At 65.6% G+C, this 22,757-nt stretch carries 21 protein-coding genes, 1 tRNA gene and 1 pseudogene; 6 read left to right on the top strand and 17 right to left on the bottom strand.

All coding sequences use genetic code 11. The features are described 5' to 3' along the window. Positions 1 to 74: 74 nt before the first annotated feature. A complete protein-coding gene (locus GMOLON4_RS04170) occupies positions 75 to 851 on the bottom strand; it encodes an SDR family oxidoreductase (protein ID WP_026935817.1) in 777 nt (258 codons plus the stop codon). 84 nt (positions 852 to 935) lie between these two features. On the opposite strand from GMOLON4_RS04170, the gene GMOLON4_RS04165 reads away from it, so the two are divergent. Both GMOLON4_RS04165 and GMOLON4_RS04160 read left to right on the top strand, forming a co-directional pair. Next, positions 936 to 1,673, top strand: a complete 738-nt coding sequence (locus GMOLON4_RS04165; protein WP_035731477.1) for a glycerophosphodiester phosphodiesterase family protein — start codon at positions 936 to 938, stop codon at positions 1,671 to 1,673. A 114-nt stretch (positions 1,674 to 1,787) separates the two neighbouring features. Continuing rightward, positions 1,788 to 2,141 (top strand): annotated as a pseudogene (locus tag GMOLON4_RS04160) (RNA polymerase-binding protein RbpA); the annotation flags it as partial. A gap of 323 nt (positions 2,142 to 2,464) precedes the next feature. Here the strand turns inward: GMOLON4_RS04160 and lnt are convergent. The 11 genes from lnt to GMOLON4_RS04105 are packed head-to-tail and all read right to left on the bottom strand — an operon-like array spanning position 2,465 to position 13,932. Continuing rightward, the gene (gene lnt, locus GMOLON4_RS04155; protein WP_051265970.1) at positions 2,465 to 4,147 is read right to left on the bottom strand and encodes an apolipoprotein N-acyltransferase; all 1,683 of its coding nucleotides are present in this window, start codon (positions 4,145 to 4,147) and stop codon (positions 2,465 to 2,467) included. Further along, positions 4,144 to 6,573: a DEAD/DEAH box helicase gene (locus GMOLON4_RS04150; protein ID WP_026935820.1), complete on the bottom strand. Its 2,430-nt coding sequence runs from the start codon at positions 6,571 to 6,573 to the stop codon at positions 4,144 to 4,146. Before GMOLON4_RS04150 ends, lnt begins: the two co-directional genes overlap by 4 nt. 1 nt (position 6,574) lies before the next feature. Then, positions 6,575 to 7,411 carry a twin-arginine translocase subunit TatC gene (tatC, locus tag GMOLON4_RS04145; protein ID WP_245575332.1) on the bottom strand — a complete coding sequence of 279 codons (837 nt, stop codon included), beginning with the start codon at positions 7,409 to 7,411 and terminating at the stop codon, positions 6,575 to 6,577. Positions 7,412 to 7,416: 5 nt separating this feature from the next. Beyond that, positions 7,417 to 7,716, bottom strand: coding sequence for a Sec-independent protein translocase subunit TatA (gene tatA, locus GMOLON4_RS04140; protein ID WP_035731480.1), 300 nt, complete (start codon positions 7,714 to 7,716; stop codon positions 7,417 to 7,419). A gap of 3 nt (positions 7,717 to 7,719) precedes the next feature. After that, positions 7,720 to 8,085: a hypothetical protein gene (locus GMOLON4_RS04135; RefSeq protein ID WP_035731483.1), complete on the bottom strand. Its 366-nt coding sequence runs from the start codon at positions 8,083 to 8,085 to the stop codon at positions 7,720 to 7,722. Positions 8,086 to 8,096: 11 nt separating this feature from the next. Continuing rightward, positions 8,097 to 9,071: a helix-turn-helix transcriptional regulator gene (locus tag GMOLON4_RS04130; RefSeq protein ID WP_026935822.1), complete on the bottom strand. Its 975-nt coding sequence runs from the start codon at positions 9,069 to 9,071 to the stop codon at positions 8,097 to 8,099. A gap of 4 nt (positions 9,072 to 9,075) precedes the next feature. Continuing rightward, complete coding sequence (locus tag GMOLON4_RS04125; protein WP_026935823.1) at positions 9,076 to 10,104, bottom strand: helix-turn-helix transcriptional regulator; 1,029 nt, start codon at positions 10,102 to 10,104, stop codon at positions 9,076 to 9,078. Positions 10,105 to 10,113: 9 nt separating this feature from the next. After that, positions 10,114 to 11,088, bottom strand: a complete 975-nt coding sequence (locus tag GMOLON4_RS04120) for an FKBP-type peptidyl-prolyl cis-trans isomerase (protein WP_026935824.1) — start codon at positions 11,086 to 11,088, stop codon at positions 10,114 to 10,116. 50 nt (positions 11,089 to 11,138) lie between these two features. Then, positions 11,139 to 12,080, bottom strand: coding sequence for a hypothetical protein (locus GMOLON4_RS04115; RefSeq protein WP_026935825.1), 942 nt, complete (start codon positions 12,078 to 12,080; stop codon positions 11,139 to 11,141). Then, positions 12,077 to 13,192 (bottom strand): tRNA (adenine-N1)-methyltransferase, encoded by a 1,116-nt coding sequence (locus GMOLON4_RS04110; protein ID WP_084147287.1) that lies wholly within the window; start codon positions 13,190 to 13,192, stop codon positions 12,077 to 12,079. Before GMOLON4_RS04110 ends, GMOLON4_RS04115 begins: the two co-directional genes overlap by 4 nt. A gap of 56 nt (positions 13,193 to 13,248) precedes the next feature. Continuing rightward, complete coding sequence (locus GMOLON4_RS04105) at positions 13,249 to 13,932, bottom strand: HAD family hydrolase (RefSeq protein ID WP_026935826.1); 684 nt, start codon at positions 13,930 to 13,932, stop codon at positions 13,249 to 13,251. Between the two features lie 76 nt (positions 13,933 to 14,008). On the opposite strand from GMOLON4_RS04105, the gene GMOLON4_RS04100 reads away from it, so the two are divergent. After that, positions 14,009 to 14,929, top strand: a complete 921-nt coding sequence (locus GMOLON4_RS04100; protein ID WP_026935827.1) for a PAC2 family protein — start codon at positions 14,009 to 14,011, stop codon at positions 14,927 to 14,929. 104 nt (positions 14,930 to 15,033) lie between these two features. Here GMOLON4_RS04100 and mshC read toward each other — a convergent pair whose 3' ends face one another. From mshC to GMOLON4_RS04085, 3 genes are read right to left on the bottom strand one after another with little or no spacing between them, the layout of a single operon-like run. Next, positions 15,034 to 16,290, bottom strand: coding sequence for a cysteine--1-D-myo-inosityl 2-amino-2-deoxy-alpha-D-glucopyranoside ligase (gene mshC / locus GMOLON4_RS04095; RefSeq protein WP_026935828.1), 1,257 nt, complete (start codon positions 16,288 to 16,290; stop codon positions 15,034 to 15,036). Between the two features lie 20 nt (positions 16,291 to 16,310). Then, entirely contained in the window at positions 16,311 to 17,156 is an 846-nt protein-coding gene (locus tag GMOLON4_RS04090) for an undecaprenyl-diphosphate phosphatase (protein ID WP_026935829.1), read from the bottom strand. Between the two features lie 47 nt (positions 17,157 to 17,203). Continuing rightward, the gene (locus GMOLON4_RS04085) at positions 17,204 to 18,520 is read right to left on the bottom strand and encodes a M20/M25/M40 family metallo-hydrolase (RefSeq protein WP_026935830.1); all 1,317 of its coding nucleotides are present in this window, start codon (positions 18,518 to 18,520) and stop codon (positions 17,204 to 17,206) included. Between the two features lie 146 nt (positions 18,521 to 18,666). On the opposite strand from GMOLON4_RS04085, the gene GMOLON4_RS04080 reads away from it, so the two are divergent. From GMOLON4_RS04080 to GMOLON4_RS04070, 3 genes are all read left to right on the top strand, one after another. After that, positions 18,667 to 18,752, top strand: a tRNA-Leu gene (locus tag GMOLON4_RS04080). Beyond that, positions 18,726 to 19,145, top strand: a complete 420-nt coding sequence (locus tag GMOLON4_RS04075; RefSeq protein WP_026935831.1) for a hypothetical protein — start codon at positions 18,726 to 18,728, stop codon at positions 19,143 to 19,145. Before GMOLON4_RS04080 ends, GMOLON4_RS04075 begins: the two co-directional genes overlap by 27 nt. A gap of 385 nt (positions 19,146 to 19,530) precedes the next feature. After that, positions 19,531 to 20,717 (top strand): IS3 family transposase gene (locus tag GMOLON4_RS04070; RefSeq protein WP_265415403.1). Its coding sequence is split into 2 segments (ribosomal slippage): positions 19,531 to 19,801 and positions 19,801 to 20,717, totalling 1,188 coding nucleotides; the frame shifts between segments, so codons are not numbered across the junction. Between the two features lie 78 nt (positions 20,718 to 20,795). On the opposite strand, the gene GMOLON4_RS04065 is transcribed toward GMOLON4_RS04070, so the two are convergent. Both GMOLON4_RS04065 and GMOLON4_RS04060 read right to left on the bottom strand, forming a co-directional pair. Beyond that, positions 20,796 to 21,623 (bottom strand): DUF2637 domain-containing protein, encoded by an 828-nt coding sequence (locus tag GMOLON4_RS04065; RefSeq protein ID WP_084147670.1) that lies wholly within the window; start codon positions 21,621 to 21,623, stop codon positions 20,796 to 20,798. A gap of 2 nt (positions 21,624 to 21,625) precedes the next feature. Beyond that, positions 21,626 to 22,513: a bifunctional DNA primase/polymerase gene (locus GMOLON4_RS04060; RefSeq protein ID WP_051267335.1), complete on the bottom strand. Its 888-nt coding sequence runs from the start codon at positions 22,511 to 22,513 to the stop codon at positions 21,626 to 21,628. Positions 22,514 to 22,757: the final 244 nt, after the last annotated feature.

Raw genomic sequence — 22,757 nt, 5'->3', positions numbered from 1 at the left:
TCGGGGTAACCGGGAACCCCGGGGGTACTCGCCAACCTCGGGGGTACGCGGGAACCTCAGGGGTACTCGCCAGACTATTCGGCGTTGAAGCTCGACACGTCGCCGACGAGGCGCACGTTGTCGGCGGGCACGGGCTCAACCGCGGCCTTCGCAACCTCCGCGGCGAACTCGGCGACGTTGTAGAGCTTGCCGGCCTGCTCGCGTCGCTGCTCGATCGCGCCCGGGTTCAGGCGGTTCAGCAGCGTTGCGGTGATCGTGCCCTCGATCATGTCGCCCGAGACAACCACGAACTCGATACCGTTGGCCTTCAGCTCGGGCACGAGCTCGAGCAGCGCATCCTCACCGGCGCGCTTCGAACGCGCGACGGGCTCGTACTCGTCCATGGTCGGCGTGGTCTTAATGAAGTGTGCCTGGTGGCTCGTGACGAAGACGACTCGCGATCCCTCGGTGAGGATCTCGCGAGCGGCCTGGAGCATCCCGACCTGCGCATCCCGGTTGAGGCGAAGGGCGTAGTCCTCCCCCATGTTCGATTCCATACCGCCCGAGGCGTTCAGCACGAGGATGTCGAGGCCACCGAACTTGTCGCGGATGACGTCGATCATCGACTTGACCGAGGAAGGGTCTGTGAGGTCGGCACCAACGGCGATGGCGGTTCCCCCGGCCTCGGTGATCTCGGTGACAAGCTTGAGCGCGCGTGCCTCCTTATTGCGGTAGTTGACGACGACGCTCGCACCGGCGTTCGCGAAGTATCGCACGGTGTCGGCACCCACGCCGCGAGACGAACCGGTAACGAGGACGCGTTTTCCCGCGAGCGAACCGGGCTCGAGCGGATTATCAGTAGCTTCAGACATAGGCACGATCTTACTTGGCCGCCGAGTGCGCATCCGGAGGCGCGTCGGCTCACATCCGCCGCGAATCCGGGGCAGACTATGACCATGGGTTACTTCGAGCCGGCACCGCCGCGCATCCTCGCGCACCGTGGCCTGGCAATCGATGTTCCGGAGAACACCCTCGCCGCATTCCGCGCCGCTTTCGATGTCGGCGTCACGCACATGGAGACCGACGCGCACGTCACGAAAGACGACGTCGCGGTGCTGTGGCACGACCCGACCCTCGAACGCTGGGACGGCACGAAGACCCGCATCCGCGATCTCACCCTCGGCGAGCTACAGCAGCGCGAGCGGCAGGGCCACCATATCTCTACCGTGGCCGAGGCGCTCGAGGCGCTCCCCGAGGCAAGATTCAACATCGACGTGAAGGACCCGAGCGCGGTCGCCGCGGTCTGCGAGGGCATAGCGTGGGTGAAGGCCGAGCAGCGAGTGCTCCTCACCGCGTTCAGCGAGCGAACCTGCCGCGATCTACGGCGGCTACTCCCCCTCGCCTACCATGGCGCCTCGACCGAGCGAATGATCCGGGTACTGCTCGCGATCGCCCGCAAGAACGAGCGCGCCCTCGCGAAGGCGCTGAGCGACTGCGACGTCGTCCAGTTGCCACCGCGGATGGCCCGCATCAATCTGCTTACGCCGCGCCGCCTCGCCGCGTATAAGCGACACGTGAGCGAGGTTCACGTGTGGACGATCAACGACCCCGCCGAGATGCAGCAGTGGCTCGACGCCGGCGTGGATGGGATCGTGACCGACCGAGCGGATCGCGCGATTCCGCTCGTCACCTGAACCGCGCATCCGCCTGCTGCGGAATATCGCGCCCAGTGAAAGCGTTTAGAATGGGTAGATGTGTGTGCGGTCACCGTTCTAGGCCGCACATTTTGATTTGAAAGGAGTTCCGCAATGGCAGATCGCAGCTTGCGCGGCATGCGACTCGGATCGCAGAGCCTGCAGAGCGACGAGGGCGTGGTTCTCGTTGACCACCAGCTCCGTACCTACTCGACCGAAGACGGCCAGCGGTTCGTCGTGACGTTCGCGGCCGACGCCGAGGCCCCCGAGGTCTGGGTCAACCCGAAGACCGGCGACGAGGGCCGCCTGCTCGATGACGAGGGCGACCTGGTTCCCTACGAAGCCCCCGAGCAGAAGGCGCAGCGCTCGCACTGGGACATGCTGCTCGAGCGTCGCACCGCCGAAGAACTCGAAGAGGTGCTGCAGATTCGTCTCGACTACCTCCGCGAGCGTCGCGGCACCCAGCGCGAAGACCGCCGTGAGCCGACCGCGGGTGCGCCGCAGACCAGCGGCCGCGCGACTGACCCGACGCAGGTTCCCGAGCTCGCGAACCGAGCCCGCGCGCTCACCGCGGCTGAGAAGGAAGCCGAAGAGAAAGCCGCGAAGGCGGCCAAGCGCAAGAAGGCCGCGGCAGCGAAGAAGAAGTAGCTCGTACTCGGTTGTTGGGTAGCCGCGAAGCGGTGTATCGAAACGACCGGTCCTTTCGGTACAGCGGGCTCCGCCCGCTTACTCAAGGACCTTCGGCTGCACCAGGGACCTAACTGATTAGCAGCCGGCGCCCGCGCCGATCGTCACCAGACGTATCGGCGCGGGCGCTCTTCGCGTGGCGTCGCGCGAGGCGACGCGAGCACGAACGCGAGGCCAAGCCCCGCGAGGAAAATCTCGAAGTGGCGACCGGCCGACATCGCGAGGGTCGTGCCGGATGCGGTCGGCACCTCCGCCGTGAACGAACCGGGCTCGTACCAGTCGAGCGCCGCAATCTCTTCACCGCTCGGCAGATAGGCAGCCGACCACCCGACGGTGGACGCCTGCACCACGGATCGGCCCGTCTCGACCGCGCGCAGTCGCGCCGTCGCGATCTGCTGCCCGGACTCGTCGGTCATCCCGAAGTCCGCGTTGTTCGTGGGCGCGAGCAGCACTTCGGCGCTGTCGTCGATGGCCGCGCGGATGAGCGCGTCGTCGACGATGTCGTAGCAAATGAAGACGCCGAACTTCGTGCCCGAGGCCTCGATCACATTGCTGCGGGTGCCGGGCGTGTATTCGCGCTGGATGAGCCTGATGAGATCCGGGGCGAGCGCCATGAAGAACTCCCTGTCCGGAACGTATTCGCCGAATGGAATCGGGTGCGCCTTGTCGTAGCCCGAGACCGCGCCGGCTCCTGGCTCCCAAAGGAACTGCGTGTTGAAGTAGTGGGTGCCCGGGGCATCGAATTCGCCGTCCATCGTCACGGTGTTGGCGAGCAGCGGCGCGCCGATATACTCCGAAACCTGATCGAGTACCTCGGCGGCCGTCTCCGAGTACCACGGGCTCACATCCACCGAGCCCTCAGGCCACAGGATGAGATCGATGCGCTCGCGATCCTGCGCGGCGAATGTCTCGTCGGCGTGCGCCATGAGGATCTCGCCACGCTCCGACGGGATGAAGTAGCTCGCCCCCGGCGTGTCCCCCTGAACCGCCAGGATGCGCACACTCCCCGTCGATTGCGTTGGCCACAGCGGCCAGGTGGCCAGCAGCGACAGCGTAAGTGCAATGATGCCGACACGAACAAGCGGCTCGACGGCACGCGACTCCGCACCCCGTGACCGTGCAGCGCGCGGCTCCCCGCGTCGCCCACCAACCTCAAGCGGTCGCGCGGCCGACAATGCCCCTGCCAGCAGCTCAATTGCGAACGCGCATACCCACACCATCGCGAAGCTGAGCCCGCTCAGGCCGAACCACGAGACGAGCTCCACGAACGGGGAATCCGACTGCGATTGCGCGAGTCTCCCCCACGCAAATCCGCCGTACGGCACCGTCGACGACAGTGCCTCGCGCAGCGTCCAGATCGAAGCCACCGCCAGTGGCAGCGCGCCGTACGCGCGCAGCGGTCCGGGCCGAGAGGGCAGGCGTCGGTACGCGAGGGCGATCAGCGGGAACGCCGCCGCCCACCAGAACCCCATGAGCGTGCATAGCGCGATCCACGGCACAGGACCAAGGAAAAGAGACGTCCAGAACACGTGCGCGAGATAGAACGCGAATCCGGATGCGAAGCCCAGGAGCGAGGCAAATCCGGGCTTCTGTCCGCGTACGCCCCACAGGATGAGGGCCACGCCCACGAACGCAAGCGGCCACCAGCCACGATCGGGGAACGCGAGCGGCAGCATGAGCGCGCCGGCGAGGCTCGCAGTCATCGCGGTGTGGCGAGGCAGGCCCGTCATCCGCTCGCCGGCGTGAGGCGGCAGCACCGTGACCTGCACGGCGGCGGTATGCGTCAAGACTCGGCCCCGGAGTACGCCACGATTCCGCGCCGGATCAGGTCGCCGGCCTGCCGGGCGGCCGTTGCGAGTTTGCCCGATTCCACGAGGGAGATCTGGTCGAGGAGGTCGAGCGTCTGCTTGCACCAGCGCACGAAGTCGCCCGCCGCGAGATCGGCCTTCTCGAGCACGCGATCGAGCGGTGCCCCGCTCGCCCAGCGGAACATCGCGGGCACGAGACCGGTCGCGAGCGGATTCGTGCGCGGCACGCGGTGAGTGTGTTCGAGTTCGTCGAGCTTCGCCCAGATTTCCTCGGTCTGCTCAAGCGACTCGCGGAATCCGCCCTTCGGCAAATGGCCGATCGGCGGGTTCTCCTCATCCCGACGCGGCTCGTACGTGAGCGCGCACGCCATGGCCGCGAGGGCCGCGGGTTCGAGGTTCAGCCAGACCTGCCGGCGGATGCACTCCGCGACGAGCAGGTCGCGCTCGCCGAAGATCTGCTTGAGACGCTGACCGTGCGCGGTGGTGTGCACCTCGTCCTCGGTCTCGCCGTGCCGCAGATAGCCGAGCTCGAGCAGCAGGTCGGTCAGGCGGTCGAAAGTTCGCGCGACAGCCCCGGTACGGCGCGAGATCTCGCCCGCCAGCTTGTCGGTGTCGCGCTGGAGCTTCCAATACCGTTCCGCCCAGCGGGCGTGATCCTCGCGCTTCGGGCAGCTGTGGCAGCCGTGCCGCTTGAGCTGCTCACGCAGTTCCTGCAGCTGCGAGCTCCGTGTCTCGCGGAGCTCATGGAACCGCGGGTCGTCCTTCAGGATGCGCTGCTTCTCCAAGTCGCTGAGGTTGCGGCGAATCTCGGAGTATTCGTAGAAGTCGCCGCGATCGCAGTGCATCGACTCGGCGTAGCCGTCCAGCGCCTCGCGCTGCTGCTTGACTCGCCGCGCGATCTCGACGACGGCCCGGTCCGCCTGGAACTGCGCGAACGACGACTCCAGCAGCGCGCGCGTCTGCTCCCGCCCAAACCGGTCGACGAGGTTGACGGTCATGTTGTAGGTGGGACGGAACGACGAGTTCAGCGGGTAGGAGCGCTTGGATGCGAGCGAGGCCACGTTTTCGGGTTGCACGCCCTCGCGCCACTGCACGATCGCGTGGCCCTCGACATCGATGCCGCGGCGGCCAGCGCGACCCGTGAGCTGGGTGTACTCCCCCGGCGTGATCGGCACTCTCGAGACGCCATTGAACTTCTCGAGGTTCTCGAGCACCACGGTGCGCGCGGGCATATTGATGCCGAGCGCGAGCGTCTCCGTCGCGAACACGACCTTCACGAGCTTGCGCTGGAAGAGCTCCTCCACGATTTCCTTGAACGCGGGCAGGAGCCCCGCGTGGTGGGCCGCGACACCGCGTTCGAGTGCATCCTTCCATTCCCAGAAGCCCAGCGCCGCGAGGTCCTCGTCGAGAATGTTCCGTGTGCGTTCCTCGACGATCCAACGAATCTCGTCAGCCTCGATATGCGTCGTGAGGCGCACGCCGTAGCGAACGACCTGCTGCACCGCGGCATCGCATCCCGCGCGCGAGAAGATGAAGAAGATGGCCGGTAGGAGATCGTACTCGTCGAGCATCTCGACGAACGGGCCGCGATCGAGCCGCGGCGCGTGCCGCACCGTGCCGCCCCTGCCGCCGCGGCGCGAGCGACCGTGCCCGCCGGTGCCGCGGAATTGCTGCACGGCTCGGACGAGCTCCGGGTTCACCTGGTCCGTGAGCTGCTCGCGCTTGGTGCGAAAGAGGTCGTGCAGCTGTGAGCCGACCAAGACGTGCTGGTAGAGCGGCGTCGGGCGAATCTCGGACACGATCACGTCGGTGTCGCCGCGAACCGCCTGGAGCCAGTCACCGAACTCTTCCGCGTTCGACACCGTCGCGGACAGCGAGACGAGCCGCACCTCGCTCGGGAGGTGGATGATAATTTCTTCCCATACCGCGCCGCGGAACCGGTCGGCGAGATAGTGCACCTCATCCATCACGACGTACGCGAGATCGTGCATCAGATCGCTGCCCGCATAGATCATGTTGCGCAGGACCTCGGTCGTCATGACGACGATCCGCGCCTGCGAATTGATATTGACGTCGCCAGTGAGGAGCCCCACCTCGCTCGCACCGTAGTCGGCGGCGAACTCGCGATACTTCTGATTCGAGAGCGCCTTGATCGGCGCGGTGTAGAAGATCTTCGCGTTGGCGTCGCGCATCGCGAGGAACACCGCGAACTCCGCCACGATCGTCTTGCCCGCGCCGGTCGGCGCGGCAACCAACACCGAACTGCCCGATTCAAGGGACTGGCACGCGTGCGCCTGAAACTCGTCCAGGTCGAAGCGCTGCAGGCTCCGGAAGAGCTCGAACTCTGGGTACTTCGCGCGGTTCTTTGCGCGAGCAAATCGTTCGGCAGCGCTCGGCTCAGCCAAGTTAGTTTTCCTCACTCAATTCGGTTGAAGGCAACAGGTTCTCGCGCAGCTTCGCGTCGCGCTTCGCCTGCCGCTTATCGTGCAGCAGCGCGATTCCCGTCGCGATGAAGTACAGGGCGATCATCGGCAGCATAAGCAAAACCATGCTGAGAACATCCGCAGCAGGTGTCGAAATCGCGCCGAACAGCGCCGAAATGAGGATCGCCCAGCGCCAACCGGAGAGGATCGCCTTGCCGCTGAGCACCCCGGCGAAGTTGAGCATCACGAGGATGACCGGCACGACGAACGCGACGCCCACGGCGAGGCACAGCGTGAGTACAAACGTGTAATACGTCTTCGCGTCGTAGAACACGGTGTCCTGCTCCGGCACGAACATCGCCATTACCTGCACCATGCGCGGCATGAGCATGAAGCCGAGCACGACACCGCCGAGGAAGAGCGGGATCGCCGAGCCGAGGAAGCCGACGATGTAGCGACGCTCGCCCTTCTTGAGGCCGGGCATCAAGAACATCCACGTCTGGTAGAGCCAGACGGGCGAGGAAATTACGATGCCGAGCGTGAGGGCGATCTGCATGCGCAAGTCGAAGCCCGTGGTGACGTTCGAGAAGTTGATCGACACTCGACCCTCGCGGGTCGCCTCGAGTATCTCGATCGGCTGTCGAATCAGGTCGAGTACAGGGTCGGTGAGGAAGTATCCCGCGACCATGCCAATGACGATGCCGATCGCTGATTTGAAAAGGCGATTTCGAAACTCGACGAGGTGTTCGACGAGCCGCATTCGCCCTTCGGGGTCACGTTTCTTCTTGCGTCCAGACTGCTTCCCCGGCGTAACCGCCATCGACACTATCGGTTAGTGGTGTCGTTGCTATCCGATGGGGTGTCGGATGCCCTGGGCTCGTTCGGGTTCGGCGTCGCGTCGCCCGATGACTGCGTCGGCGCGGGGCCCGCGGCGGTTCCTGCGGACTTGGCCGTCCCTGCGTCGTCGGTCGACGACTCCTTCTTCATCGTCTTCATCTCGCCCTTGAAGATGCGCATCGACTCGCCGAGGCTCTTGGCGAGCTGCGGGAGTTTCGGGGCACCGAAGAGCAAAAGGATGATTACGAGGATGATTACGAATGTCCAACCACCCATATTGCCAATCATGAACTATCCCTTCTTGGGGTTGTCGACCAGATGCCGGAATTGCATCGGATCGGCATGGATTAGTGCGTTCGCGCGCTCGAGCTTACGTTCGCGACGCGCATCACGACGATCTTCGCGAGCCTCGAGGAAAGCTTCGCGTTCAGCGGCCACAGCGTAGGCGGGCCGAAGCACGGCGGTCTTTCGCGGCTCGTATGGCACGGTGCTCTGTTCGGCGAGATCGGCCAGCTCCTGCTGGATGAGCCCGAGCCGATCGATCTCGGGCATGACTGCCGCGAGCTTTCGCCAGAGCCAGAATCCGCCGACGACGAGCACCGCCAGGAGCAAGACGACAAGTCCGCCCCAAATGAGTACCCACGACCACCACGGCATAATGCTCCAGTCTACGCGTTCGCGTCGTGAACCGCGCCGTAGTTCTCAAGTGCGTCGGTGGCCCAGCCCCGCAGAAATTCCCTTGCCGACTCCGGGCCCTCGATCACGAAGGCGCCCGCGTTCTCGGCAGCAATCCTGGCGGCGACGTGGAGCGAGCGGAACACAATCGTGCAGCGCGAGAAACCGTCGTCGTCGAGACGGGGAAAATCGCGACCGTCGAGGTAGGGCCGCACGGCCGCGAATGCGCTCGGGGCGACTGCGACCTCGAGGCGCGGGAACGACTGGCCGCGCACCTCCAGCGCGGCCCCAATCTCTTCCTCGGAATACTCCCCGATCGGGTCGTCCAGTTCGCGAATCGCGACGATTCGGTCGTGTCGGAACCAGCGCATCCCCTCGCGAAGCCGGCAGTATGCGCGAAGGTAGACCATCGCGCCGTGCACCTCGAGGCGTAACGGGTCGACAACGCGCCGCTCCGGCGCATCCGCATTCTCGGTGTAGTAATCGATCTCGAGCTGCGTGCCGCGGTCAATGGCGCGCCGCAGCGCGGCAACCGTCTGATTCTCGTCCGGCGCCGGCCCCTCGGCGGCGGCATCCGTCCCCAGCAGCTTTGCCACGAGACCGTCGAGGGTCGAGATTTCCTCGCTGCTGCGAAACTGCCGCAGCGTTGAGAGCCCGGTGATCACGGTCGCAAGCTCGTGCGGTTCGAAGCGTCGGGTGACCTTGGCAGCCGGATCATGCGTGAGCTTGACCCAGGGCTCGGCGGCGTAGAGCCCGTCCGCGTCGAAGTCGAACATGTGCTCGTGGCCGCTGAGGCCGGTTGCCGGGAACTCGAGCGTCCAGAGAAACTCGATCACGCTGCGCAGTCGCTCGGGACTCAGCCCGAAGTGGTCGGCCATCTCAGCGAGGTCGTAGCCGTGCTCGTTGCGACGAAGGAAATCGAGTATCGAGGTGATGAGGACGGGATCGACCTTTTCCTGATTAGCCATCGACCTACTCCTGACGATCCTGGTGTGCATCGAGCATCCGCTGCAGCCGCGCGCGCACTCCGTCAGCCACCTCGGGCGGGTCGATCACGCGGATCATCGTGCCGTAACCGGCGAGCTCATCCGCGAGCACCCCGAGATCCCAGTCGGTGATGACCAGTTCGTACCAGTCGCCCGCGGCAACGTCGCTCGTGCCGAGCGCTTCCGTCCGTGCCCGCGCGCGAAGGCTCGCCTCCGCCTGGCTACGCGCCTTGACCGCAACGGTCACCGGCTGCTGCCGCGCGATCTCGTCGAGCGTGGCCGTGATCGCCGCCTGGTCCGCGTAGGCGCGATCGTGTGTGTCGATCTCGGTGACATCGGAGAGGATGCGCGCGAGCAGGAAGTTGCGCGGGGCCTGCCGCGCGTGGTCGAAGCCGTTGATGAGCCACCTGCCGTGATGGCTAAACAGGCCGAGCGCATCGATGACACGCGATTCGACCTCGATGCTGCCGAGCTTGCGATACTCGAACCGAATCGTCTTTCGGTGGGCGACCGCGTCGCGGAGTGCCCCAAACAGCGGGTGGGTCGATACCACGGTGCGGGGCGAGGATGCGGCGGTCTCGCCCCCGGAGTCGGCCTGGCCGAGGAGCTTGACGAAGGCCTGGCGCGCCCCGGCCTTCAGGCTCGGGTCGAGCCAGGCGGTCGTCGCCTGGTCGACCAAGAGCAGCTCGTCCGCGGTCAGCTCGACCACGGCACCACCCGCCACGTCCTCGGAAACCTGGTAGCGCCAGCGCGCCCTATCCCCCGGCGCGGTCGGGTCGGGCACCGTGCCGATCTCGATCCCCGTCTGGGCCAGCGCATTCCGATCGCGCTCAAACATCTTCTCGAGCGAGGAGTTATTGCCGTCCCGCTCATAACGAGCGCGGTATTCATCCACCGACTGATAGATCTCGGCCGCTGTCAGCGGGCGCTCCGATTCGAGGATGCGCAGGAGCAGTCGCACCTGTCGCTCGTGGTTGGGCGACAGGGCGCGCGCAGAAGTGGACGATCCGGCCATGTATTGACGCTACATCGTGGCGATGATGTCGACGACGAACACGAGCGTCGAGCCCGGCGGAATCGTGCCGTTGTCCTGGTCGCCGTAGCCGAGCTCCGCCGGGAACACCGTCGTGATGCGCGAGCCGACCGTCTGGCCGACGAGCGCGTTCGCGAAGCCCTCGACGACACCCGTGGTCGGGAAGGTCGCGGGTACGCCGCCGCGCGACCAGCTCGAGTCGAACTCGGTGCCGTCGCTGAAGAGCAAGCCCGTGTACTGAACCGTCACGCTGTCGCCGGCTTCGACCACCGCGCCGTCGCCCTTCATGGTGACGTCGATGACCTGCTCGGTGGGCTCCGGCTGATCGGAATGCACCGTGATTTCGGGCGCCTCGCCCGGGTTCGCGGAGGTCGTGACAAGCGACTGGGTGGGTTCCTGCGGCTCGCCGTTTGCCGCCGCGCCATCCTCGATCGTCTGTACGTCGAGGATGAGGAGCATCGGCGCGACGTCCTCCGCGCCCGTGGTCGTGCCGAGCATGACCGCGCTCGGGATGACGAGCCCGATTCGGGAACCGGAGGGCACGCCAACGAGCGCCGCGGCCACGTACTCGGGCAGCTCGGGATTGCTGAGGTCGACCGGCCCCTGCGCGGTGAACTCCGTCGCGGGCTGCCCGGTGCCGAGGTCGTAGATCTGCTCTTTCCACACCACCGAAGATTCCGCGGTAATTGGCTCACCGTCGCCGTCGACGACGGTGGTCCGCTCCATCAGGTCACCGACCAGGTCGGCCGCCGGGGGTGTCACCTCAGGCGTGTCACCGTAGTTCTCCGAGATGGTTGCGGCCGCGATTGCCTCGCCGTCGTCCACGACCTCGTAGCTCGGCGCCTCCCCGACAGCCTGGGTCTCGGCGGCCGTGGAGTCCGCCGCGGGCGATCCGCTCGCGCAACCACTGAGCAGCAGCGCGAGGCTGACCACGCCGGTGAGGACGGAATAACGACGAAGACGCATGAAGACCAGTTTCTGTGGAGAAGTGAAATCGAACAAGAAGGCGGATTTGCCTACTCCGCGCCGAGGATATCGACGACGAAGACGATCGCGTCGCTCGAGTTCAGCTGCGACCAGGTTGCGGCGTCCGGGGACGCGGCGATCGTGCTGGCCGGAAGCACGATGACGACCTGCGAGCCGACGCTCTTGCCGACGAGCTGGGACGTGATGTCGAACATCCCGTCGCCGGCGCCGGCAGGAAGCTGCAGGGCCGGACCGGCATTGCCCCAGGTCGTGAGCTGCTGCGTCGAATCCGTCCAACTGAACGCGCTGAGGTGCATCGTAACGAGCTGGCCCTCCTTCACGGGCGCGCCAAAGCCGTCGATCGTGACGGCGACACGCTCTTCGGTCGGCGCCGGCTCCTTCGGCATCGTGACGCCGGGGGTACCGTCCGGCGCGGTCACGACGGCCGGAATGCCGTTGTGCTGCGGGTTGATCCGGCCCGTGGCGGCCGAGTGGTACACAGAACCGATGTTCGCCGTGACCGTCACGTTCTGGCTCTTCAATTCTTCAGGAAGGGAGGCCGAAAGCTCTTCGGGGAACAGCTGGTCCATCCGCATCGTCGCGGTGACCTGCTCGCCCGCCTGGGCACACGTCAGCGCCTCGCCGACCGCGGAGAGGTTGACCGGCATGCCACCGAACGCGGCCATCGGGAACGACGAAAGGTAGTTCAGGTTGACCGGCGTGGCCACACCGTCGCCCATGTCGAGCACGGTGGTCTGCGGAATCAGCTCGCTGCCGTCTTCGAGCGCCACCTGCAGGTCGAACGACGTGATGGCATTCTCGTCCACCACAGGACCCGTGCCCTCACCGGTGCGCTCCGTCTGAAACGCCGTCGCCGGCTCGCAAGTAGTGACGCGATCACTCGAAGGAATCTGCGCGCATGAGGCGAGTGCCATCATCGATACGGCGCCGAGAGCGGCGATGGCTGGCTTACGGAATCGTGCGACGGTCACTCGGTCGCCTTCCCTTCGTTGAGGTTCGGGTGTTGCGCGGGGTCGGCGTCCATTATGTCGTCCGAGGGTGACGCGGCCGCTGAGTCTGTCTGTGCCGCGCCCGATTCGGCCGCGGCTGTGCGATGGTCTGCGCCGCGCTGGGCCTCGCGGCCACGCTTTCGCAGGATCTTGTCGCTCGGGTATCGCTCCCCCACAGCCTCGGGCGTCCAGGCCTCGTCCTCGCTCGGCGTCCACGCCTCCGTGTCCTCGAGCGAGGCCGGGGTCTTCGAGCCACGGGGCTGCTTCGCGGGCAGAACGGTGCCGGGGGCGAGTCGTCGCGCGGTGATCAGGAATCCGGTGTGCGCGACCATGCGGTGGTCGGGTCGCACCGCGAGCCCCTGCACGTGCCAGCCTCGCACCATGGTCTCGTCGGCCTGCGGCTCCGTGAACTTGCCAGTCGCGCGGATTTCCTCCGCCACGCGCGAGAGCTGCGTTGCGGTCGCCACATAGCAGAGCACGACGCCACCGGGCACGAGCGCGTCGGCCACGACGTCGAGGCACTCCCACGGCGCGAGCATGTCGAGCACGACGCGATCGACGGTGCCATTTGCATAGGTCTCGGGCAGCGCATCCGCGAGATCACCGAGCACGATCTCCCAGTTCTTCGGGTCATCGTCGACCACGCTGACGACGTTCCCGCGGGCGATCTCGGCGAACTCGGGGCGGCGCTCGAAGCTCTTGAGCTCACCGGTCCCGGCCAGGGCACGAAGAATCCACATCGACAGCCCGCCCGAACCGACACCGGCTTCGACCACGCGCACGCCGGGCCGGATATCGGCCTTGGCAAGAATCATCGCCGCATCCTTCGGATAAATGATCGCGGCGCCGCGAGGCATCGACATGACCACATCCCACAGCAGCGGGCGAAGCGCGAGATACGGCACGCCCTCGCTGTTCTCGACCACCGAACCGTCCGGCAGCCCGATCAGGCGATCGTGCTCGAGCGCGCCCTGGTGCGAGTGGAGTGCCTCCCCGGGCTCGAGCCACACCGTCGTGGGGCGCCCCTTCGGGTCGGTTAGTTGGACTCGCTCACCGGCCTGGAAGGGGCCGGATGCTGGTGCGGCGTCGTGCATTGAACTCGATTCTGGAGAGGCGCGAAATGAGGGGGTGGGCAGGATGTGCTCGACGGCTAGCGGCGCGCGGCCGCGCTTCGAAACTCGGCATAGAGCGACTGCAAATCCTGCCAGCCGACGCCCTCGAGCGTCTCGAGGCGGATGTACTGATCGGCAGGCTCGAGATTCACCTCGAACGGGATGCCGATCGGCACCGACCCAGCGGCGACCGCGCCCCCGAGGCCATTCACGGAGTCCTCGAGGACGATACTCTCCCGAATCGACACGCCTAGCCGAGTGGCGGCCAGGAGGTAGCCCTCCGGATGCGGTTTGCCGTGCGTGACGTCCTCGGTCGTGACGATGTGATCGAACTCGTGGCCCTCGAGGTGTGGCAACACCGCCCGTACGAGATCGTGAGTTGAATTGGTGACGATCGCGGTCGGCACGTCGTTTTCCGCGAGGTCTTTCAGCAGGTTCTTTACGCCCGGACGCAGCGTCAGCCCGCCCTCGACGAGCTCGATCACCTCTTCGGAGATGGTCGTGATGATCTCATCATGGCTCAGTGGCACGCCGAGCGATTTGAAGAGCTTGGCGGCGACAGGAAGCGAGGACCCGACGAGAGAGAGGTCCTGCTCAGGGGTGAGCGGCGGGAGCCCGTAGCGTTCGAGGATGCCGGATTGGGCGGTGATCCAGTACTGCTCGGTTTCAACAAGCGTGCCGTCCATATCCCAAAGAACGGCCGCCGGAGTGTGCGCGGTCATATCCCACCAGTCTACTGGTCTGCCAGAAGGCGTCGTAGGCTTGAGAGAACTGTCCGCAAATTTCAGGAGTACACACGTGACGGATTCCTCCCGCCCCACCTCGTTTCGCGCTGGACGCACGCTCGTGCTCGCCATGCTCGGGTGGAGCGACGCCGGCGAGGCCGCGAGTGAGGCGGTAGACGAATTACAGCAGTACATCGGCGTGAATCGAGTCATCAGCAGAATCGATGACGAGGACTACTACGACTATTCGATGCAGCGGCCCCGGTCCGAGTTCAACGCAAACAACGAGCGCGTGATCCGCTGGCCAGCCACGACCATGACCGGTCCGATCATCCCGCAGTCGGTCGAGGACGCAGCCCTCGACCCCGACATTCACCGGATCTACACCCTGACCGGCAGCGAGCCCTCCCTCCGGTGGCGTTCCTACGCCCGCGAGGTCATCGAACTGATTCAGCGGGAATCGATCACCCGCATCGTCATCGTCGGCGCGCTCCTCGCGGATGCGCCGCACACCCGCGATATCCAGGTCTTCCTCACGAGCGACGACCCTGTCGTTCGTCGTGACCTCGGTATCGAGGAGTCGAAATACGAGGGCCCGACCGGCATCCCGGGCGTCCTCTCGCACGCCGCGCGCGAGGCCGGCCTGCAGGTCGTATCGATGTGGGCGTCGGTGCCGCACTATACGAGTAACGCGGACAACTCCTCGCCGAAGGCGCAGCTCGCGATCCTCGACAAGCTCAGCGAGCTCCTTGGCTTCGAATTCGACCGTGGCGAGCTCCTCGCCGAAGCACTCGCATGGGAGAAGCAGATCACCGAGGCCGTGGACGCGGACGAGGACCTTCGCACGTACATCCGCTACCTCGAAGAGGCCCGCGACGTCGTCGATTCCGAGGCCGCGACGGGCGACGCGATTGCCGCCGAGTTCGAACGCTTCCTCGCGAAGGACGACCACCGCGACGAGGACGGCGAGCGGGGCAACGAGCCGCGCAGTTAACGAACCGCGCAGCTATGCGAAATTCGCCCGAGCCCCGCGTACGGGTCTCGGGCGAATTGCCTGCGCCAGGCTGACAAGTCGGCCCGCCTAGCTCGTCGGCCCGCCTAGCTCGTCAGCTTGACGCCAAGGAGCGCGTCGACCACGTCGATGACGGCGGGGTCGGGGCGCTCTTCCCCCGCCCATGCATCCACGATCGCGATCGCGGTCGGCGTGTCGAGGTCGTTCGCGATCGCCTCGCGGATGCGCTGGCCATAGTCGCTGGCCTCGGCAGTCTCCGCGTCGGCGCGTGCGGCCGCCTCACGCCAGGTCTCGAGGCGCTCGGTGGCAGCCACGAGCTCTTCTGCGAACCACTCCCAGTCCTCGCGGTAGTGGTGGGCGATCACGGCGAGGCGAACCGCGGCAGGGTCGTTGCCCGCCTCGGTCAGCTTCGAGACGAGCACGAGGTTGCCGAGCGACTTCGACATCTTGGCGCCCTCATAGGCGACGAGCCCGGCGTGCGCGTAGTGGTCGGTAAAGCGCTGCTGGGTGATCGCGGATGCGTGTGCCGCAGTCATCTCGTGGTGCGGGAACCGCAGGTCGCGGCCGCCGGCCTGGATACTCACGGTATCCCCCAGGGTCCCGGTAGCGATCACGGCGCACTCGACGTGCCACCCGGGGCGTCCGTCTCCGGCCCGCGAGGGCCAGCTCGGCTCGCCGTCGCGCTGTGCGCGCCACAGGAGCGGGTCGAGTGGGGAGCGCTTCCCGGGTCGGTCCGGGTCCCCGCCGAATTCGACGAACGCTTCGCCGAGCTTCTCTGGCGAGAAGTGGCTCATTGCGCCGAGCTCGTAGAGGTCACCCTCCTGGCTCGCGCGGAGGTCGAAGTAGACATCCTCGCCCTCGGACTCCTCAGTCGGCACCGTGTAACCGAGGCCGCGATCGAGCAGCACGCCCACCGCATCCGCGATCTCTTCGATCACATCTTGGACGCGCACGTACGAATTGGGGGGCACGACGCGTAGCGCGGCCATGTCACCGCGGAAGAGATCCGTCTGGCTCGACGCGAGCTCCTGCCAGTCAACGTTTGTGGCGTCCGCGCGCTCGAAGAGCGGGTCGTCAACGTCGGTGATGTTCTGCGAGTACTCGACGGGCACGCCGGCCTGGCCGAGCGCGCGCACAAGCGTGTCGAACGCGAGATACGTCGCGGCGTGACCGAGGTGGGTCGCGTCGTACGGCGTGATGCCGCACACGTAGAGACGCGCGACGCCATCTTCGAGCTTCACCGCCTCCACAGTCTCGGTCGCCGTGTTGTACAGCGAGACGGGAACGGGGTCACCTGTCAGTTCAGGGACCTCGGGGGCCTGCCAAGTCGATGCAAGAATCACCCAGCTAGTTTACGCAGTGGTTACGCTGCGCCCGACAGCGGGTCAATTACTCCGAACGCGAGCAGCACGAAAAGCACCGTGCCGAGAGCAATCCGGTAGATCACGAACGGCATGAAGCTGCGGGTTTCGACCCACTTCATGAGGAACTTGATGACGACCCAACCGATGACAAACGACAGAATCGTCGCGAGGATCGTCGGCCCCCATGCAACCGCCGTCGCGTCACTCGATTCCGTCAGCGCGTTGTACAGCTCGTAGCCACCCGAGCCAAGCACCGCCGGCACCGCGAGCAGGAACGAATATCGCGCCGCCGATGGGCGGTCGTAGCCCATGAGACGGCCAGCAGTGATCGTACCGCCGGAGCGCGAGACACCAGGGATCAGCGAGAGCGCCTGGGCGAACCCGTACAGGATGCCGTCCTTCGCGTTGAGCTTGTCGAGAGTTTTCTCACGCCTGCCGATCACGTCCGCGATACCGAGGATGATGCCGAAGACAATCAGCGTCGTCGCGATGATCCACAGGGAGCGGAACTGCGAGCGAATCACGTCCTGCAGGAGCACGCCGAGGACGACGATCGGCACCGAGCCGATGATGATGAACCAGCCCATGCGCGCATCCGGATCGCTCTTCGGGACCTTGCCGCGCAGCGAGCCAATCCACTGCTTGATAATCCGCACGATGTCGTTCCAGAAGAACACGAGCACCGCGAGCTCCGTACCGATCTGAATGATCGCGGTGAACGTCGCCCCCGGATCCGAAATACCAAGCAACTCACCGAAGATACGGATGTGCGCGCTCGACGAAATCGGGAGGAACTCCGTGAGTCCCTGGACGATCGCGAGGACGATAGCGTCAAACCAGCTCATGCACTCAGCTTTCAGAAGACATCAATACCAGCGGGTAAGTGTACGCCTCAGTAGCTGAGGAGGAAGTCGCGCAACACCTCTCGCCCAAACACCACGGATTCGAGCGGCACCCGCTCATCCACCCCGTGGAACATCGCCGGGAAATCCAGGTCGAGCGGCAGCCGCAGCGGTGCGAACCCGTAGCCATTGATGCCGAGCCGCGCCAGCGACTTGTTGTCTGTGCCCGCAGGAAGCAGGTACGGGATGATGAACGCACCTGGGTCGTGACGGTCGAGGGCGGTGCGAGCCGCATCCACGATTGGCCCGGATGAGGGTGCCTCGGTGCCGAGAAACTTCCAGTCGATCTCGACCTCAATGTCGGGCCCCACGATCTCTCGCACCTGCTCGAGGAACGACTCCTCCTCCCCCGGCAGCGGTCGCGCATCAATCGCGACGACGGCCTCCGCGGGAATCACGTTGACCTTGTAGCCCGCATCCAGCATGGTCGGGTTCACGGTAGTGCGCAGGGATGCGGTGAGCCAGCTCGACGCCGAGCCGGTGCGAAGCACGAGCTCGTCCGGCGAGATCTGGGTGGCGTCCTCACCGATAAGTTCGCACAGCGCGTCGATCATGTCGCGGGTCGTCTCGGTCAGGCGCATCGACCAGTCGTGTTGGGTGAGTCGCACGAGTGCCTCCGCGAGCACGGTTACGGCGTTGTTCTCACGCGGCACGTAGCGCGAGCCGTGGCCAGCGTGCCGCTTCGACTTCAGGCGGAACCAGAGCATCCCCTTCTCACCGGTTTGGAGCAGATAGGCCCGCTTGCCGTCAATCGAAATCGAGTAGCCACCCACCTCGCTCACGGCCTCGGTCGCCCCGGCAAAAAGCTCCGGGAACTTCGTGACGGCGTAGTGGGCACCGAGCTTGCCGCCGTCTTCCTCGTCCGCGAAGAATGCGACGATAAGGTCACGCTCCGGCTGCCGCCCGGATGCGTGGATCTCCTCGAGCGCGGTGAGGATCATCGCATCCATGTTCTTCATGTCGACCGCGCCACGGCCCCAGATGCAGCCGTCCTTCACCTCGGCGCCGAACGGGTCGACGCTCCAGTCTTCGGGGTTCGAGGGGACGACATCGGTGTGGCCGTGCACGACGAGCGCGGGCTTCTCCGGGTTGCGCCCCGCGACCCGCGCGACCACTGAGGTTCGCCGCGGCTCCGACTCGAACACGTCGGTCTTGAGGCCCATCGCCGCGAGCCTTGCCTCCAGGTACTCCGCGGCCTCCCGCTCGCCAGCGCTCTTCCCACTCCCCCAATTCGTGGTGTCGATTCGGATCAGATCGCGCGTGGCGATCACCGTGGGGTCGTGGAGAAGTTCAGCATCAGCGGTCATGATCACAGCCTAGTGATTCCCCGAAATTGGCGCGGTTCCTCGCAACACGCCGAAACACAAAATTCAGTTTGCAAATCTCCAAAAACACTTGCTAATGTATTCCCTTGTGCCCAGGGCGTTGAAAAACAAACTGAGAACAACACTTCGCGCGGATGGCGGAATTGGTAGACGCGCTAGCTTGAGGTGCTAGTGACCGCATTAGGTCGTGGGGGTTCAAGTCCCCCTTCGCGCACGCAATGAGCGATGTTGTAACCCGGGCCTGAAGAAACAGGTCCTGGGTTACAGCATCGCTCTTCTCGTTGGTGGACGTGCGTGCTTCGGCCCAGGTGAGGGCCTGCTGCTTCGTGGTCTCGTCGAGGATCGTGGCGAAGGGAGCTGCGGTGTCGGCGGTGAGGGTGTTGCCCTCGTTCAGGTAGATGCGGGTGAAGAAGGTCTGGTTCGCGAGGCGCTTGTTGTGCTCGTCGCAGCGCTCGTAGATCTGGGCGAAGTCGCGTGCGAGATCGAGAGCTCCGTCGATGAGGGCGCGGGCTCCCTGGTAGTCGTTGTGGTGCTCGGCGATCTGCGCCTCGATCCCGTCGAGCTCGGCGCGGAGCCGGGTCTGGAACTTCTTCAGCTGGTCCAATGACAGTGCGTCGGCGAGGTGGGCTTCGAGGAGCTTGTCTTGCTCGGCGAGGATCTGCTTGCGCCGGTCGGTGAGGTCGCGGATGGACTGGTTCGTGCCCGCGGTGAGCTGATCGAACTCGTGGGTGAGCATCCCCCGGAGCGCGTCGGTCATCGCTGGGGTGAGGGTGATGCGCTGGTAGTAGTCGGCGACGAGCTGCTCGACCCGGTCCACGGGTGCGTAGGGCATGTCACAGGTGGTGCGCTTGTTGTTGCGGCCCAGGCAGATGAAGTACGGGTATATGTTCCCGTGCCGGTTCTTCGCGTGGATGATCGTGGAGTGCTGTGGAGATTTCGGACAGTGAGCCCCGTAGCATTTCGGGGGAACACTGAAATGAGGAATCCGCAGAATGTCTGCAACACGACGACGATTCAGTCAGGAATTCAAGGACGAGTTATGCCGCGAGGTGATCACCACCTCGAAGGCCGTCAAGACGGTAGCCGAGGAATACGGTGTCGGCGCCGAAACCCTCCGCGGCTGGCTCAAGAAGTACCGGGCCGAGCACGCCACCGGAGAACCGGAGGGCGATTTGACTCTCGATGAACGAGCCCGGTTACGAGAACTCGAACGCGAGAACCGGGAACTGCGCACCGAGGCCGCGTTCCTAAAAAAAGCAGCAGCGTACTTCGCGAGGGAGCCACGATAGTGGCGAAGTATGAGTTCATCGACTCCTATGCCCGCGAGCCAGGCGCGCCATCGATCGCGCGGATGTGCGTGTGGCTGGCAGTTTCTCGTTCCGGGTTCTATCACTGGCGCGGCCGCCCGTTATCGGCGACCGCGACCCGCAGGGCGGCGCTGACCTCCCGGGTCCGGTATTTCTTTGACGCGTCAGACCAGACCTACGGGTACCGGCGGATTCACGCTGATCTGACCGCGGAGGGGACGGAGTGCTCGCCAGAGCTGGTGCGACAGATCATGCGTGACGAGGGCCTGGTGGCCTGTCAACCGCGCCCGTTCCGAACGACGACGCTGGCGGATCGAGAGGCCGCCGAGGGCATGCCAGACCTCGTGCAGCGGGCGTTCACCGCTGACCGGCCTGGCAGCAAATTCGTGGGCGATATTACTTACATTCCCTCGTGGCAGGGGTTCATCTATTTGGCGACCGTGATTGACTGCTATTCGAAGAAAGTTGTGGGCTGGTCGATCGCTGATCACATGCGTACCGAGTTGGTCGAGGACGCGCTCCGGAATGCGGTAGCGACCACCCAGATTGAGCCAGGCGCGATTTTTCATTCGGACCGCGGAAGTGTTTATACCTCCGCGGACTATCGGGCGCTGGTGGCCCGGCTGGGGATGCGGTCTTCGATGGGACGAACTGGCGTGTGTTGGGACAACGCCATGGCGGAATCGTTCTTTTCGGCGTTGAAGAACGAGCGCGTGTACCGCACCGTGTACGCGACGAAACAGCAGGCGCGACGTGATGTGATCAACTACATCGAGGGGTTCTACAACAGTCGCCGTCGCCACTCCGCGTTGGGTTACCAGTACCCCAACGATGTCCATTACAGTTACCGACAGCTGGCACTAGCAGCGTAAGAAAATCCATCAAAACGCTGTCCGAAATCTACGCAGCAGCCCAGTTGGTCGACGTGCTGGTGGTCAGGGATGGTGGGGTCAGTCATGGGGGTCTCCGTCCTGTTGACGGTCAGGTGCGTTCAGCCAACGGCCGATCGTGGTGGGATGCACCCCGAGGTGCGCAGCAATCTGACGTTTCGACACGCCCTCCGCGTCCAGCGCGAGCGCCCGAACTCGGGCTTCTCCTCGCTGCCCATTTCTTCCACGAGCAGTCAATGGCCGTACCGCGGTGCTCGGTTTCGAACGTGTCGGGGAGGTCGTCTCCGGAGGCTCGAGTGCCGCGACCTGTTCGGACCGGTGCGGGGCGTCGACCTCCATGACCGTGGTGGTCTCTTCGGCCAGAGGCAGCGGACGGGCCGATTCTCGAATGGTCGGGGTGGGTGTGGTGTTGCGGGTGAGTTCGACGGTGAGATGCGTCATCGCGAGCAGCACCAGCGGTGGTACCGAAGCGACCAGTGCGGCGATGAGGGCGGGGACGCGGGTGTCGGCGGCGACGACGGCGTGGGTGATGTTCGCCGCCACGCTCACTCCGGCACCCGCGCCGAGCAGCAGCCACGCGAACCGCCGCGCGTTGCGGGCAGAATCTCGCAGCGCGACGACGCTGATCGTGGCTTCCAGGATCACGCCGTCCACGATCAGCGGCCACATCCACGCCTGCCCTGCAGGGATCCCGGAAAGGACGGCGAGGTCACGGAGCGTGGTGAACGACAGCCAGAACGCGCCGAGGGCGAGCAGGATCGTCCCGGCAACTGCGAGCGCGACCACGAACCGGGACACCCCACCGGATGACCGGGCGTCGGGTGCTTGTTTGCCCGGGCTCAGGTCCAGATCGCGCGGAGCGCGAGCTGTCACTGCCGGGCGGGTCATGGTTACCTCCCGACCCCCGACAACGAGCGGACGGTCTGCACGCCGGGATCATCCGGCACATCAGCGACCCTCGTGGCGCGGTGGGCGGAGCGGATCGTCGCGGCGATCTCCCGCGGCTCGAGTCCGGCGGCGGTCGCGGCAGGTTCGAGGATCGTATGGGTGTCGGGTTCGGGCAGGCCGGCCTCAGCAAGCCGGCATGCCGCCCAGAACAGTCCCGCGTTCCGGTTCCCTTCCGGCAGCGCGGCGACCCAGTCCGCGAGCTCCTCTACGGGCCGCTCCCGCAGCGCCGCCGAACCGGCCGGGTGGAGTGTCCACTCAGGCTGGGGTGTCAGCAGCTCGCGGATCGCATCCGCATCAACCGGGCGCGGGTGACGGCCGTGGGCGATGGTCTCGTAGCGGCGGTCCCCGCGGGTGGTGGTGATGGTGGAGGGTGGGGCGATGATGTAGCCGCCGGTGCTGCGGAAGTCCACATGCGCCCGCCCCCGAGACCACGACCCCCGTGCCTGGTCTGGGTCGGTCGGGTAGTACAGGTGCAGCCCACCCGACGGGGAGCGCACGGCCTGCCCCCATCCGCCGATCAGCCCCTCCCGTTGCAGGGTGCGGAGGATTGGGTATCCGGTGCCGGTGGCGTGCACATCCACATCCAGCACGTCGATCACGGTCCCGGTGGGGATGCCGATATTCGCGTCCGGGTGCCGTTCCCACCAGGTGCCGACCTGCGCGGGGTCGGTGGTGGCGTCGCGGAACCCATGCGCGGTCAGCGGATGCTTCTGACCGGGCGCACAGGGGAACACCGGGATGCCCGCGGCAGCGTAGACGGCAGCAGCCTGTCCGAGCTCCCTGGGGAGCCAGGCGGGCATCGGGCAAGCATCGGGGTTGGTGATCGGCATGTGCACCTCCTTCAGGACACGGCACGGGCCTGGGGGCTCGTGCGCGGTATCTACTGGGAAGGTGCGGCAGCAACCATGCTGCGCGCAGATTCTCCGCTCTGAGCATCCCTTCTGAACCTCAACCCCTACCCGAGCGTGTCCGGCGTCCGCGAGCGTTTCTGGGCAGGATGCGCCGTTTCGTCAAGAACCTGCGCCAAATCGTCAAACACGCCCACCTCCAATACCACCGATCGGGGGGTGCTTT

The organism is Gulosibacter molinativorax, assembly GCF_003010915.2.
Taxonomy (GTDB): Bacteria; Actinomycetota; Actinomycetes; order Actinomycetales; family Microbacteriaceae; genus Gulosibacter; species Gulosibacter molinativorax.
This window is presented reverse-complemented; position numbering and strand designations above follow the sequence as displayed.